A 13662-nucleotide genomic window follows, 5' to 3' on the forward strand; every position below is an offset into this window, starting at 1 on the left:
GTCCACTCCTTATTCGATGCGCGATATGCGACGGTTCACTCGCTGACGTACCAGCCGAACGCTTCGCGCATCGGCACCATCATCTCGCCGTTGGTCACGCCCTTGCGCGCCGCGTCCACGAGCGCGGGCATCAGCGGTCCGGTGCCGTCCTTGAGGTTCTGGCAGGCTCGCCTGACGTCCTCGATCGCCGCGTCCACCGCGGCCTGGTCCCGCTTGGCGCGGTAGGCCTCCAGCCGGGCCCTGGCCTTGACCTCGATCGTCTCGTCGATGCGGAACGGCTCGTAGTTCTCCTGCTCCTGCGAGACGTAGCGGTTGACGCCGACGATCGGCAGGTCGCCGCTGTTGATCATCTTCTTCATCTCGTACGAGGAGTTGTCGATGTTCCGCTTGACCTCGCCGGTCTCGATGCCGCGCAGGTAGCCGCCGGAGGCCTCGATCTCGTCGAAGATCTCCCAGGCGGCGGCCTCCATCTCGTCGGTGAGCTTCTCGATGAAGTAGGAGCCGCCCAGCGGGTCGGCCACGTCCCGCAGCCCGCTCTCCCACATCAGGATCTGCTGGGTGCGCAGGGCGGTGCGGTGCGACTGCTCGGTCGGCACGCCCACGGCCTCGTCGTAGGAGCAGGTGTGGATCGACTGCACGCCGCCGAGCACCGCGGCCAGCGTCTGCAGGGTGATCCTGGCGTTGTTGTTCATCAGCTGCTGCTGGGTGAGCACGTAGCCGCTGGTGTGCACGTGCACGCGGGCGAACATGCCGGACGGCTTGGTGACCCCGGCGTCCTTGCAGAGCCTGGCCCACATCCTGCGGTGCGCCCGGAACTTGGCGACCTCCTCGAAGACGTTCACCGTGCAGCCGATCTGGAAGGACAGCCGGCCGATGAAGTCGTCGGGCTCGAGACCCGCGGCCAGGCCCGCGTCGATGATCGACTTACCCCAGGCCAGGCCGTAGGCGAGCTCCTGTACGGGGGTGGCGCCGGCCTCCGACAGGCCGTACATGAAGATGTTGGCCGGGTTCCAGTCCGGCGCGTTCGCCCTGGCCCACCTGATCAGGTCGATCATCAGGGCGTAGCCCCAGCGCGGCTCCCAGGAGGGGACGTCCTGGACAGCGATGCGCGGATACCAGTTCATCGAGTTGCCGTGCATCTTGCCGACCGGCTCGCCGCGCCGTTCGACGGCGGCGGCCAGCAGGGCCAGCGCGGGCAGGCAGTTGTCCCCGGTGATCATGGAGAAGTTGGTGGTCTCCAGGTCCCAGTCGCGGATCAGCTCGTCGTAGTCGTCGCCGGTGCTCATGTGCACGCCGCACTGGCCGATGTTGCCGACGGCCTCGGGGTGGTCGGCGTCGATGCCGTACATGCAGGGGACGTCGTAGACGGTGTTGAAGACCTTGTGGCCGAAGTAGCCCTCCATGCCTTCGGCGACCATCTTCTCCATCTTCCGCCGGGTCTCCTCGATGGTCCCGTACCCGAAGACCATCTGCTGCATCCACGGCGTGAGGGCGTAGCCGTCGGGGTGCAGGCCCCGGGTGAACGGGTAGACGCCGGGCATCTCCGCCAGGTCGGAGGCGGTGGTGTCGTCGGGGGTGTAGACGGTCTTCAAGGGCAGGCCGGAGAGGGTCCTGGCCGGGCGCAGCTTCGCGGCGTAGCGGGCCCGGCGCTCGGCCCACGCCCGCTTGGCGGCTTCGAACTTGGCGCTGGTGAGGGATGTCACTTCTGCTCCGTTCCTGGGATGTCCGCGCTGAGCGTGCGGTGGGCGTTCAGCAGCGCGCCGACGTAGGCTTCGGCGGCGCCGTACGGGTCGGCCGGCCGCGTGTCGCCGAGGGTCTCCTCGGCGGCCTTCAGCAGCTCCCCGCGGAGCCGGTCGGCGACGAACGCGGTGAATCTGGACCGCCCGCGGGCGCGTTCCGCGGCGGCCCGCCAGGCGGTGGCGCCGGTGAAGGCGTGGTGCTCGTCCACGGCGGCGGCCAGTTCGGCGACGCCCTCCCCGCGCAGGGCCGACACCGTGAGCACCGGGACCTTCCAGCGCTCGGCCCCGTCGGGGCCGGTCCGCTCGAAACCCTGCGCGGCCAGGTCCTTGGCGGTCTGGTCCGCGCCGGGGGCGTCGCCCTTGTTGACGGCCACCACGTCGGCGATCTCGGTGATGCCGGCCTTCATCGCCTGCAGGGCGTCGCCGTAGCCGGGGACCAGCACCAGGACGACGGTGTGGGCGATCCTGGCGATGTCGAACTCGCCCTGCCCGACCCCGACGGTCTCGATGAGGACCACGTCCTTGCCCATGGCGTCCATGACGTCGACGGTGTCGTTGACGGCGGCGGCCAGGCCGCCGGAGGCCCCCCGGGAGGCGACCGAGCGGATGAACACGCCCGGGTCCCCGCCGGCGGCCTCCGCCATCCTGTCCCGGTCGCCGAGCAGGGCTCCCCCGGTGAACGGGCTGGAGGGGTCGACGGCGATCACCCCCACCGTCCGCCCCTGGCCCCGCAGGTGCCTGATGAGCGCGGCGGCCAGGGTGCTCTTGCCCGCGCCCGGCGGGCCGGTGACGCCCACCAGCTGCGCCCTCCCGCAGTACGGCGCGAGCGCGCGCAGGACCGGCCTGGCCTGGGGGCGGCCGTTCTCGATCTGGGTGATCAACCGCCCGGCGTGGAGCACGCTTCCGGCGACGACCTCGCCGGCCGGCACTGTCACAGCTTCCACGATCACCCTCGCGATAAGTTTACGTTCAACGTTAGTCTTTCATACGCTTGAACGGTAGCACCACACCGAGATTAACGTTGTACGTTACATAAGACCTGAGGAGCCGAGTAGATTGACCAGCGAAGACCTGGAGACCCTGGCGGTGGCGGACTCCGGGACCCGCCTCGCCATCACGCTCAACCGCCCGGCGGAGCGCAACGCCCTCACCTTCGGGGCCTGGGACGACCTCGACCGGGTGATGTCCGAGGTGGAGCTGCGCGACGACCTGCGCGTCGTCACCCTCACCGGCAGCGGCCCCGCCTTCTGCGCCGGGGTGGACTTCGGGGCGATCGGGGCCGCCCTGGAGGTGGAGCGGGGCAGCTTCCCCTCCTTCATCCGGCGCTGGGCGAACATCGTCGACCGCTTCGAGCGGGTGCCGCAGCCCAGCGTCGCCGCGATCAACGGCCCCGCCATCGGCGCGGGCCTCGAGCTGGCCCTGGCCTGCGACATCAGGATCGCCAGCGACCGGGCGATCTTCGCCATGCCCCAGCTCAGGATGGGCATCGTCCCCGACGTCGGGGGCACCAGCCGCCTGGCGCGGGCGACCGGGGAGGCGTTCGCCAAGGACGTGATCCTCACCTCCAGGATCGTCGACGCCGAGGAGGCGCTGCGCGCCGGGATCGTCAGCCGGGTGGTGCCGCACGAGCGGCTCGCGGCGGAGTTGGAGGGCGTCGCCGCCGCGATCGAGGACCTGCCCTGGCCTTCGGCGTACTTCGCGGGCCTCGCCATCGACGTCGGCCCGCGCCTCGACTCCCGCCGGGCCGCCGACATCGAGGCCATGGCCGACCAGGTGATGCTCCGCCAGGAGGAGGTCTGGACGCGGATCTCCCGGTTCATGGAGGGCAAGGGCCTGCGCGGAATCTGACCTTTACGTATTTAACGTTCAACGGTAAGTTGCTGCTGCGACGAGGAGGAACCGTGAGAGCTGTGGGAGCACCATGAGCCCGGACAAGGTCAGACCGCTGGAAGCCCTGGGAGAGCTGGTCCGCGACGGCGACTCGGTGGCCTTCGGAGGCGGCTGGTTCGCCAACCACCCCATGGCGGCGGTCCGCGAGCTGATCCGCGCCGGGCGCAGGGACATCCGCGCCCTCACCGTCGTCGGCTCGGTGGACATGGACCTGATGGCCGCGGCGGGCACGCTGGGCCACCTGTCGTTCTCCATGGTCACGCTGGAGGCGTTCGGCCTGGCCCCCAGCGTGCGCGGCGCGATCGAGTCCGGCGCGCTGCCGTTCACCGAGTACACCGGTCTTGGGCTGCTGATCGGCCTGGAGGCGCAGGGACGCGGCGTGCCGTACCTGCCCTACCGGGGGCCGTTCGGCTCGGACATCCCGGCCCGTTACCCGGAGATCTACGCCACCACCGCCTGCCCGTTCACGGGCGAGGAGCTCACGGCCGTCCGCGCGATCAGGCCCGACGTCGCGATCGTGCACGCACTGCGCGCCGACGCGGAGGGCAACGCGCAGTGGGACGGCACCTCGGGGCCCGACGTGGAGATGGCCAAGGCGGCCGGGCGGGTGATCGTGACCTGTGAGGAGATCGTCGACCGTGACGTGATCGTGGCGAACGCGCACATGACCAAGCTGCCCGGTTACTACGTGGAGGCGGTCATCGAGGCGCCGTTCGGCGCGCACCCCACCTCGCACATTCCGCGTTACGCCATGGACGCCTGGGAGCTCATGGACTACGCCGCCGCCGTGAGCGGCCCGGCGTTCTCCGACTACCTCGGCCAGATCCGCGGCGAGAGCGAGGCGGAGTACCGGGAGCGCGTGCTCAAGGGGCGCGACGGCGTGCTGCGGCGGCTGGTGGACGCCGCGGAGATTATCGAGGAGGCGCACGCATGACCGACTATGAGATCCACGAGCTGATGACCTGCCGGGTCGCCGCCGAGGTGGACGAGCGGGGCGTCACCGTGATGGGATCCTTCACTCCCCTCGCGTACGCCTCCTACATGCTGGCCAAGCTGACCCACGCCAGGGACGCCTACCTGGTCGGCTTCGACGCGGTGGGGATGGCCCCGATCCAGCTCTCCTTCACCGGCGCCGAGGCTTCGGCGTACAAGGGGGCGGCCTGCCGTTGGGGCATGCTGACGGAGATCAACTCCATCCACCTGGCCGGGCACGGCGGGGTGGAGGCGGTCTCCTCCGCCCAGTTCGACGGGAACGGGGCGATCAACCTGTCGGCCATCGGGCCGTTCGAGACCCCCAAGGTCCGCCTGCCCGGCGGCGCGGGAGCGGCCGAGGTGATCAAGATGTACCGGAAGATGATCGCCTACTTCGGCAACCACAACCCCCGCACGCTGGTGGAGAAGGTCGGATTCGTCACCGGCACCCGGTGGAAGGTCGGCGACCGGGCCCGCCAGGAGGCCGGGCTCCAGCCCGGGCCGATCATCGTCGTCACCAACCTGGCCGTCCTGATCAAGGACGAGGACGACCGGCCGTTCCGCGTCGAGAGCCTGCACCCCGGCGTGGATGTCGCCACGGTGGTGGCGAACACCGGTTTCGAGCTGGACGTGCCGGAGCACCTGCCGGCCACGGCCGAGCCGACCGCCGAGCAGCTGGAACTGCTCCGCACGAAGATCGACCCGTTCGGCACCGTGAAGTTCGACTTCGTCTCGGGCAAGGACCGGCTGTCCTACCTCAGGGACGTCCTGGACGCCGAGTGGAACCGGGCCACGGCGTCATGAGCGTCCTCGACCGGTTCAGACTGGACGGGAAGGTGGCGATCATCACCGGGGCCTCGTCCGGTCTCGGCGTCACCTTCGCCCTCGCCCTGGCCGAGGCCGGAGCCGACCTGGCCCTGGGCGCGCGCAGGGTCGAGCTGCTGCGGGACACTCAAGGCAAGGTGGCGGCGCTGGGCCGCCGCTGCGTCGCCGTGCCCACCGACGTGGCCGACCCCGACGACTGCGAGCGCCTGGTCGCCGCCGCGCGGGACGAGCTCGGCGACGCGCACGTGCTGGTGAACAACGCGGGCGTGGCCCGGGTCGCGCCCGCCCACAAGGACGACCCCGCCGAGTTCGCCCGCGTGCTCCAGGTCAACCTCACCGGCGCCTACCAGATGGCGCAGGCCTTCGGCCGGGCCTGCATCGCCGCCGGTCACGGCGGGTCGATCGTCAACGTCTCCTCGGTGCTCGGCCTGGTGTCGGCCGACGCCCCGCAGGCCGCCTACAGCGCCTCCAAGGCGGGCCTGCTCGGGATGACCAGGGACCTGGCCCTGCAGTGGACGCTGCGGCGCGGCATCCGCGTCAACGCCCTGGTGCCCGGCCTGATCGTCACCGGCATGACCGCCGCGATCCGGGCCAATGAGCAGGCCTCGGCGAGCGCGCTGGCGAGCATCCCGATGCGGCGGCTCGGCGACGCCGACGAGCTCGTGGGGGCCCTGCTCCTGCTGGCCTCCGACGCGGGCAGCTACATGACCGGCTCCGCCCTGATCGTGGACGGCGGCTGGACGGCGCAGTGACAGCCAGCCTTCGGCTGCCGCGACATGGGAAAGGCGCGAAGCCTATGTGGGCTAAGAGGATGACCGGCCCCTGTTCCTTCGAGACCGTGGAGATCCCGGCGCCGGTGCCGGATGACCTCGCCGACGGCGAGGTGCTCCTCCAGGTGCTGGCAGGCGGGCTGTGCGGGACCGACAGGCCCTACTACCAAGGCTCCGTCAGCACCTGGGCCGAGTCGGACGACCTGATCCCAGGGTTCCCCATGCATGAGATCGTCGGCGAGGTCGTCGCCGCCAGGACGACGGACCACCAGGTCGGCGACCGGGTTGTCGGCTGGGCGACGCGCTTGAACGGCCTGCAGGAGCTGATCATCACCGAGGGTTCCTCCGTGCACGCCTACGACTCGTCGCTGCGCCCCGCCGAAGCCATCGCGCTGCAACCCCTCGCGTGCGTGATCTACGCCGTGGAACGACTCGGCGACGTGTCCGGGCAGCACTGCGCGGTCATCGGCCAGGGCCCGATCGGCGTGCTGTTCAGCCACGTCCTCAAGAACGCGAGGGCGCGCAAGGTGACCGGCGTCGACCGGATCGACCGGCGTGACATCCTCGGCGACTTCGGCGTCGACGACCCGGTCTTCCTCTCCAGCGGCCGCTGGGCCGCCGCCCTGACGGATGACGAGGACCGTCCCGACGTCATCGTCGAGGCCGTGGGGCATCAGGTGTCCACCCTCACGCACGCCGTCGCCGCCGCGCGGCCGCTGGGCCGCATCCTGTACTTCGGCGTCCCCGACGACAGCGTCTACCCGATCGACATGGAGAAGATGGTGCGCAAGCACCTGACCCTCATCTCCGGCTCGACGCTGGAGCGCCGCCGGGTGCTGGCCGCGGCCGGCGAGTACGTCAAGGCCCACCCCGACTTGATCAGGACCCTCGTCACCCACGAGTTCAAGGTCGACGCGACCGCCGAGGCCTACCGCACCGCCTTCACGCCCATGAGCGGCCAGCTCAAGGTCGTCATCACCATGGGCGACTGACCAGCGCGACCGCGTCCTCTGACATGGGCATGCCCTCCTCATTTCTTGTCGGATATTGACGTTCAACGTTAAAGAGAATAATTTCGCACCCACTCGACCGACAACGCCGGAGGCGGGACTCCCGATGGCCGTGCTGCAATTCGCCCTGCTGGGACTGGGTCTTGGCGGCGCCTACGCGCTGCTGGCCCTGGGCCTGGTGACGATCTACCGGGGGACGGGGGTCCTCAACTTCTCCCAGGGCGCGGTCGCCATGATCTGCGCGTACGTGTTCTTCGCGCTCCGCGACGGCCTGCGCCTGTCCACCGCCGGCGCGGCGCTGCTCGCGGCGGCGTTCGCGGTGGTGCTGGGGCTGGCGTTCTACCTGCTGGTCATGCGGCAGTTGCGCAACTCGCCGGTGCTCGCCAGGATCATCGCCACGCTGGCGCTGCTCCTGCTGCTCCAGGGCCTGGCGATGCTGCTGTTCGACGTGCAGACCAGGACCCCGGTCTCGGTGGTTCCCGCCACGCCGGTCGACCTCCTCGGCATCGCGATACCAATGGATCGCCTCATCCTCGCCGGGGTGGCCGTGGTCCTGGCGGTGGCCCTCTCGCTGGTCTCCCGCCGGACCAGGATCGGCCTGGCGGTCCGGGCGATCTCCGACAGCGAGAAGGGCGCCTCGCTCAGCGGCCTTTCGCCGGTGCTCATCGGCGCGCTCACCTGGGCGGTGGGCTTCGTGCTCGCGGCGGTGGCCGGGGTGATGCTGAGCCCCATCGCCGGTCTGGACGCCAAGGCGCTGACGTTGCTGGTGGTGCCCGTCTTCGCCGCCGCCCTGATCGCCAGGTTCACCTCCTTCGGGGTGGCGGTCGCGGCCGGTCTCGGTCTCGGCATGGTGGAGTCGGCGCTGCAGCTGGTCACCGATGCCGAGGGCGCCTGGTACACCTGGCTCTGGACCGGTCCCGGGCGCTCCCAGGCGCTCCCCGCGCTGGTGGTCATCATCGCGATGATCTTCTCTGGCCGCCTGCTGCCCGCCAGGGGCGAGGTGGTCCGGGGCCGCCTCCCGATCAGCCCTCCCCCGCGTTACCGGGTGGCCGGGCCGATCATCGCCCTGGCGGCGGGCCTGGCGTTCATCTTCTCCGTCCGCCCCTCCTGGCTGTCGGCCGGGGTGGTGACCCTCGCCGGAGTCATGATCGCCCTGTCGGCGGTGCTGGTGACCGGGTTCATCGGCCAGATCTCCCTGGCCCAGGTCGCCTTCGCCGGGACCGGCGGCATGCTGACGGCCCTGCTCTCCAGCGCCGGCCTGCCGTTCTTGCTGGTGCTCCCGCTCAGCGGCTTGGTCGCCGCCCTGCTGGGGCTGCTGGCAGGCCTGCCCTCGCTCCGGGTTCGCGGGCCGAGCCTGGCGCTGGTGACACTGAGCGCCGCGTACATCTGCCAGGTCGCGGTCTTCTCCGACGGCCGCCTGCTCGGCGGCCAGGGCTACAACCGGGTGGCCTCTCCCGCCCTCTTCGGCCTGGAACTCGGCGGCACCGGGTTCGCCGTGGTCACCCTGGTGATCGTCATCGTGACGGGCAGCCTGGTCGCGGCGCTGCGGGTCTCCACGTTCGGCAGGCGCGCCCTGGCCGTACGGGAGAACGAGGCCGCGGCCGCCGCGGCGGGCATCGACATCAAGCGGTTCAAGCTGGCCGCCTTCACCCTGTCGGCGTTCGTGGCCGGCGTCGGCGGCTCCCTGCTGGGCTACCAGGCGAACGTCTTCGCCTTCGAACGGTTCACGATCTTCGAGTCGCTGCACGTGATCGCCATGGCCTACATCGGCGGCATCGGCATGGTCAGCGGCGCCCTGTTCGCCGGTCTCGGCGCCAGCGGAGGCCTGTTCTCCCAGCTGCTCGCGACCTGGGGGGCCGACTCCTACCAGCTGGTCATCGCCGGTGGCGCCCTGCTGCTGGCCGTCCAGCTGCACCCCGACGGCATGGCCGCCACCCTGCACACCATCCGGGAACGCCGGGGCCGGCGCTCCTCGCCCGCCCCCGCCGCCGCACCCCCCGACGACGGCAAGGACCGGTCCGCACCGGCCGAGCCGTCGGTACCAGTGAAATGACAAGGAGCGAAGCCCCATGAGCACGAGAATCCGCCCCAAGGTCCTCATGGCCGGCACCGCCGTGCTGGCACTCGTCCTGGCCGGGTGTGGCGGTGGGGACTCCGCCGGCACCAGCGCCGGCACCGGCGGTCTCAAAGGCGACCCGATCAAGCTCGGGTCCATCCTGACCATCACCAACCCCGCCTGGAGCAACGGTTCGGTGAAGACCGTCAACGAGGCCTGGGCGGCCCACATCAACGGCGATCTCGGCGGCATCGGGGGCCGCCCGGTCGTGGTGGAGAGCTGCGACGACCACGGCGACCCGGCCAAGACCTCCCAGTGCCTGAACAACCTGATCGACTCGGGCGTGGTCGCCCTGGTCAACAACTCCTCGCTGGCCTTCGGCGCCAACGCGCTGCCCGCCATGGAGAAGGCCGGGATCGTCAACATCGGCGGGTGGCCGGTGACCGCCGACGAGTACCGCAGCCCGTACAACTTCCCGGCCACCCCGGGAGCGGCGGGCTCCTACCCGGGCCTGGCGGTGTACTTCGCCGCCACCGGCGCCAAGAAGCTCGCGGTCGCCTACAGCAACACCCCCTCCGGGCAGCTGGTCGGCCAGGCCCTGAAGAAGCAGTGGGAGACCCTGGGCGGCACCGGCTACTTCATGACCGAGTTCGACGCCGCGGCGGCCGACTTCACCCCGACCATCTCCAAGATCGCGAGCGAGCGGCCGGACGCGGTCATCCTGGCCGTCGGCGAGGGGGCCGCGCCCCGCATGTTCCAGGCGGTCAAGAACACCGGCCTCGCCGCCAAGGTGGGCGTCTCCTCCACCGCGGGCACCCAGAAGGTCTTCCAGGCCGCGGGCGACGCCGCGGAGGGCATCCTGTACGCCTTCGCCTCGGTCCCGGCCGACTACGACAGCGAGGACGCCAGGACCTACCGCGACGTGCTCAAGAAGTACGCGCCCGGCCTCGACCTGACCGGCCAGACCGCGGTCGCGGCCTCCTCCATGCAGTACGCCTACGACACCCTCTCCGCCGTCAAGGGAGAGCTCACCAAGGAGTCGGTGCTGGCCACGCTCCAGGAGGGCAAGCCGTGGAAGGGCCTGCTCACGCACGGCACCGACCCGAAGAACGCCCCGGCCGAGATGCCCCAGGTCACCAACCCGTACATGCTCATCCTGGAGTACCGGAACGGGTCGTTCGTCCCGGCCACCATCCAGGATCCGGGGAACCTGTCGCAGTACATCGACATCCAGGGCGATCTCGCCTGGATCGCCGGCAACCCGCCGAAGAGCTGAGGGACCGGGGATGAGCCTGCTCGAACTCGACCGGGTGACCGTCCGCTACGGCGGGGTCACCGCGGTGGACTCGGTCGGTTTCGCGGTCGAGTCCGGCACCCTGATGGGCCTCATCGGCCCCAACGGCGCCGGGAAGACCACCATGATCGACGCCATCACCGGGATGGCGCGCTGCTCCGGGGACATCCGGCTGGCGGGCGAGAGCATCGCCTCCTGGCCGGCGTACCGGCGGAGCCGGGCGGGCATCGTCCGCACCTTCCAGTCGCTGGAGCTGTTCATGGAGCTCACCGTCCGGGAGAACCTGCAGACCTACGCCCGGGGCCGGCAGGCCGACCCGGTCGCGTCCGCGCTGGAGCGGATGGACGTCGCCTGGACGGCGGACCGGTACCCGGCGGAGCTGTCCACCGGCACGGCCCGGCTGGTCTCGGTCGCGCGCGCCCTGGCGGCCGCCCCCCGGCTGCTCCTGCTGGACGAACCGGCCGCCGGGCTCGACGCCGGGGAGTCGCGGCGGTTCGGCGCCAAGCTGAGGCGGCTGGTCGACAGCGGGGTGACGACCATCCTGCTGGTGGACCACGACGTCGATCTCATCATGAACGTCTGCGACGACATCCAGGTGCTCGACTTCGGCAAGAAGATCGCCTCGGGGCCGCCCTCGGCCGTCCGGGCGGACCCCGAGGTCGCCCGCGCCTACCTGGGAGGCACGGCATGACCGCCGTTCTGGAGATCTCCGGGCTGCACGCGGGCTACGGCAGGATCGGGGTGCTGCAGGATGTCGGCGTCACCGTCGCGGCCGGGGAGATCGTCAGCCTGCTCGGCCCCAACGGAGCGGGCAAGACCACCACCCTGCTGGCCTGCTCAGGCATGGCGCGGGTGTCCGGCGGCGACATCCGGCTGGATGGGCGGTCGCTGCTGCGGCTCAGCCCGCACGCCATCGCCAGGAAACGCCTGGCGCACATCCCCGAGGACCGCTCGCTGTTCCCCTCGCTGACGATCGACGAGCATCTGCGGCTGTGCGCCAAGCCGGGCGGCCTCGACGTGCTGGAGCTGTTCCCCGAGCTGAAGAAGCGGCGTAACCGGAAGGCCGGGGTGCTCTCCGGGGGCGAGCAGCAGATGCTGGCCCTGGGGCGGGCGCTGTGCGCCGGCCCGCGGGTGCTGCTGGTGGACGAGATGTCCATGGGCCTCGCCCCGGTGATCGTGGAGCGGCTGTTCTCCACCCTGCGCGAGATCGCGGCCTCCAGCGGGCTCGCGGTGCTGATGGTGGAGCAGCATGTGCACCTGGCGTTGAAGTACGCCCAGCGTGGCTACGTGCTGGGGGGCGGCCGCGTGCGTACGGAGGGCACGGCAGGGGAACTGGCGGAACGCTGGCCGGAGATCGAGTCCTCCTATCTCGGCCGGTGAGGGGAGACGCCGTCCGGCGTCTCCCCTTCCGTTCTCAGGTGAGGTGGCGGCCCGCCAGGTAGGCGAAGACCATGGCCGGGCCGAGGGTGCCGCCCGCGCCGCCGTACGTCATGCCGAACGGGGAGGCCATCACGTTGCCCGCCGCGTACAGCCCTTCGATGACCTGGCCGTCCAGGTCGAGCACCCGGGCGTCCGGGTCCACCCGGGGGCCGCCCTTGGTGCCCAGCGCCCCGCTGGCCACCGGGATGGCGTAATAGGGAGGCTCGTCGATGGGCCCGAGCGTGCCGCGCACCTCCCGCTTGTACGCCGGGTCGCCCCACCAGCGGTCGTGGGCGCTCTCCCCCCGGCGGTAGTCGGGGTCGGCGCCCTTCGCCACGTTCTCGTTCCAGCGCCGCACGGTCGCCTCGAACTCCCCGGCGGGCACCCCGACCTCCTCGGCGAGCTCCTTCAGGGTGGCGAAACCCTTGAGCCAGGCCGGCGGCTCCTCGCCCGGCGGGTGGTTGCCCACCGTGCCGTAGGCCCGCAGGTAGCCCTGGTCGAAGATCAGCCAGGAGGGCAGGTTGGCGTAGTCGAAAGAGGTCACGTCCTCCACGTGGAAGGCGCCGCCGAAGGCGTTGTAGTTGGCGGCCTCGTTGGTGAAGCGGCGGCCCCGCCTGTTGATCATGATCGAGCGGGGGCGGGTGCGGTCGGCCGTGATCATCGCGCGGTTCATCGGGTTGATGCCCTCGGGCAGGTCGGCGGCCGGGATCCACCAGGCCTCCCGCATGTTGCCGAGCATCGCCCCGGCCTTCATGGCCATGTAGAGGCCGTCGCCGGTGTTGGTCTTCATGGAGACCGGATGGGTGAGCGGGCCGCGCAGGAACGCCCGCTTGTACTCCTCGTTCCACTCGAACCCGCCGGTGGCCAGGACGACGCCGCGCTCGGCGCGGACGACACGGGCGCCCGCGGGGGTGTCGAAGCGCACCCCCGCGACCCTGCCGTCCTCGACGACCAGCTCGCGGGCGCGGTGCTCCAGGCGCGGCTCCACCCCGGCGTCCAGGAGCGCCTTCAGCAGGCGGCCGATCAGGGCCTGCCCTCGGCCGCGCTCGTCCCGGATCGCGCGCCGGGCGAGCTCCGCCGCCGACGGCGGCCGGGGCACGGCCGCTCCCAGCGGGGTCTCGCTCATGGTCAGGTGCTCGTTCGGATAGTACGGGGTGCGGGTGACCCGGCCCTGCCACTCCCCCAGCTCATCGAACGGGAACAGGGGGCACTCGATGGTGCGCCCGCCCTCCGGCTTGCCCCCCGGATGCTCGGGATGGTAGTCGGGGAAGTCCGGGACGGCGTAGAACGCGGTGCCCGCCTCCGAGTCGAGGAAGCGCACCATCTCGGGGCCCGCCTTGAGGTAGGCGCGGATCAAGCGCTCCTCCAGCAGGTCCCTGGACAGGGACATGATGTACTCGAACGCCTCTTCCTCGCTGTCCTGGACGGATATCGCCGCCTGGTGGGGGTTGCCGGGAATCCACACATGCCCGCCGGACCAGGCGGCGGTCCCTCCGATCTCGTGGGCCTTCTCGAACAGGCCGACCCGGGCGCCGCGCCTGGCCGCGGTGACGGCAGCGGTCAGGCCCGCTGCTCCCGTGCCAAGCACGACCACATCGAACCGATCGGTCATCTCGGCTCCTCTCCTCAGGATCTCGCTCCTGAAAGTACTAAACCTATCTGTTGACGTACAAGGGAAGATTTGGCA

At 70.8% G+C, this 13662-nt stretch carries 12 protein-coding genes; 9 read left to right on the forward strand and 3 right to left on the reverse strand.

Translation table 11 applies throughout. The annotated features are described in order from the left end of the window. Positions 1–35 precede the first annotated feature (35 nt). Both Amac_RS25275 and meaB read right to left on the reverse strand, forming a co-directional pair. Complete coding sequence (locus Amac_RS25275) at positions 36–1703, reverse strand: acyl-CoA mutase large subunit family protein (RefSeq protein ID WP_155356880.1); 1668 nt, start codon at positions 1701–1703, stop codon at positions 36–38. Next, on the reverse strand, positions 1700–2674 hold the full coding sequence (gene meaB / locus Amac_RS25280; protein WP_155356881.1) for a methylmalonyl Co-A mutase-associated GTPase MeaB: 975 nt from the start codon (positions 2672–2674) through the stop codon (positions 1700–1702). Before meaB ends, Amac_RS25275 begins: the two co-directional genes overlap by 4 nt. Before the next feature lie 121 nt (positions 2675–2795). Here meaB and Amac_RS25285 point away from each other — a divergent pair, with 121 nt between their 5' ends. From Amac_RS25285 to Amac_RS25325, 9 genes are all read left to right on the forward strand, one after another. Next, positions 2796–3587: an enoyl-CoA hydratase/isomerase family protein gene (locus Amac_RS25285; protein WP_155356882.1), complete on the forward strand. Its 792-nt coding sequence runs from the start codon at positions 2796–2798 to the stop codon at positions 3585–3587. Positions 3588–3660: 73 nt separating this feature from the next. Further along, positions 3661–4563 carry a CoA transferase subunit A gene (locus tag Amac_RS25290; RefSeq protein WP_155356883.1) on the forward strand — a complete coding sequence of 301 codons (903 nt, stop codon included), beginning with the start codon at positions 3661–3663 and terminating at the stop codon, positions 4561–4563. Beyond that, a complete protein-coding gene (locus Amac_RS25295; protein ID WP_155356884.1) occupies positions 4560–5405 on the forward strand; it encodes a CoA-transferase in 846 nt (281 codons plus the stop codon). The genes Amac_RS25290 and Amac_RS25295 overlap by 4 nt, the downstream gene beginning before the upstream one ends. After that, the gene (locus tag Amac_RS25300; RefSeq protein ID WP_155356885.1) at positions 5402–6178 is read left to right on the forward strand and encodes an SDR family NAD(P)-dependent oxidoreductase; all 777 of its coding nucleotides are present in this window, start codon (positions 5402–5404) and stop codon (positions 6176–6178) included. The genes Amac_RS25295 and Amac_RS25300 overlap by 4 nt, the downstream gene beginning before the upstream one ends. 59 nt (positions 6179–6237) lie before the next feature. After that, positions 6238–7188 carry a zinc-binding dehydrogenase gene (locus tag Amac_RS25305; RefSeq protein ID WP_218041272.1) on the forward strand — a complete coding sequence of 317 codons (951 nt, stop codon included), beginning with the start codon at positions 6238–6240 and terminating at the stop codon, positions 7186–7188. A gap of 124 nt (positions 7189–7312) precedes the next feature. Further along, positions 7313–9259, forward strand: coding sequence for an ABC transporter permease (locus Amac_RS25310; protein WP_155356887.1), 1947 nt, complete (start codon positions 7313–7315; stop codon positions 9257–9259). Between the two features lie 16 nt (positions 9260–9275). Further along, complete coding sequence (locus tag Amac_RS25315) at positions 9276–10538, forward strand: ABC transporter substrate-binding protein (protein ID WP_155356888.1); 1263 nt, start codon at positions 9276–9278, stop codon at positions 10536–10538. 10 nt (positions 10539–10548) lie between these two features. Beyond that, positions 10549–11247 (forward strand): ABC transporter ATP-binding protein, encoded by a 699-nt coding sequence (locus Amac_RS25320; RefSeq protein WP_155356889.1) that lies wholly within the window; start codon positions 10549–10551, stop codon positions 11245–11247. Next, positions 11244–11936 (forward strand): ABC transporter ATP-binding protein, encoded by a 693-nt coding sequence (locus tag Amac_RS25325; protein WP_155356890.1) that lies wholly within the window; start codon positions 11244–11246, stop codon positions 11934–11936. Before Amac_RS25320 ends, Amac_RS25325 begins: the two co-directional genes overlap by 4 nt. A 34-nt stretch (positions 11937–11970) precedes the next feature. Here the strand turns inward: Amac_RS25325 and Amac_RS25330 are convergent, their stop codons facing one another. Continuing rightward, the gene (locus Amac_RS25330; protein ID WP_155356891.1) at positions 11971–13587 is read right to left on the reverse strand and encodes an FAD-dependent oxidoreductase; all 1617 of its coding nucleotides are present in this window, start codon (positions 13585–13587) and stop codon (positions 11971–11973) included. Between the last annotated feature and the right edge of the window lie 75 nt (positions 13588–13662).

This window comes from Acrocarpospora macrocephala, from assembly GCF_009687865.1.
GTDB classification, from domain to species: Bacteria; Actinomycetota; Actinomycetes; order Streptosporangiales; family Streptosporangiaceae; genus Acrocarpospora; species Acrocarpospora macrocephala.

Excerpts from the sequence above, each read along its gene's own strand:
- Amac_RS25290 (WP_155356883.1), top strand. The coding sequence starts at position 3,661 with ATGAGCCCGGACAAGGTCAGACCGCTGGAAGCCCTGGGAGAGCTGGTC.
- Amac_RS25295 (WP_155356884.1), top strand. The coding sequence starts at position 4,560 with ATGACCGACTATGAGATCCACGAGCTGATGACCTGCCGGGTCGCCGCC.
- Amac_RS25300 (WP_155356885.1), top strand. The coding sequence starts at position 5,402 with ATGAGCGTCCTCGACCGGTTCAGACTGGACGGGAAGGTGGCGATCATC.
- Amac_RS25305 (WP_218041272.1), top strand. The coding sequence starts at position 6,238 with ATGACCGGCCCCTGTTCCTTCGAGACCGTGGAGATCCCGGCGCCGGTG.
- Amac_RS25310 (WP_155356887.1), top strand. The coding sequence starts at position 7,313 with ATGGCCGTGCTGCAATTCGCCCTGCTGGGACTGGGTCTTGGCGGCGCC.
- Amac_RS25315 (WP_155356888.1), top strand. The coding sequence starts at position 9,276 with ATGAGCACGAGAATCCGCCCCAAGGTCCTCATGGCCGGCACCGCCGTG.
- Amac_RS25320 (WP_155356889.1), top strand. The coding sequence starts at position 10,549 with ATGAGCCTGCTCGAACTCGACCGGGTGACCGTCCGCTACGGCGGGGTC.
- Amac_RS25325 (WP_155356890.1), top strand. The coding sequence starts at position 11,244 with ATGACCGCCGTTCTGGAGATCTCCGGGCTGCACGCGGGCTACGGCAGG.
- Amac_RS25330 (WP_155356891.1), bottom strand. The coding sequence starts at position 13,587 with ATGACCGATCGGTTCGATGTGGTCGTGCTTGGCACGGGAGCAGCGGGC.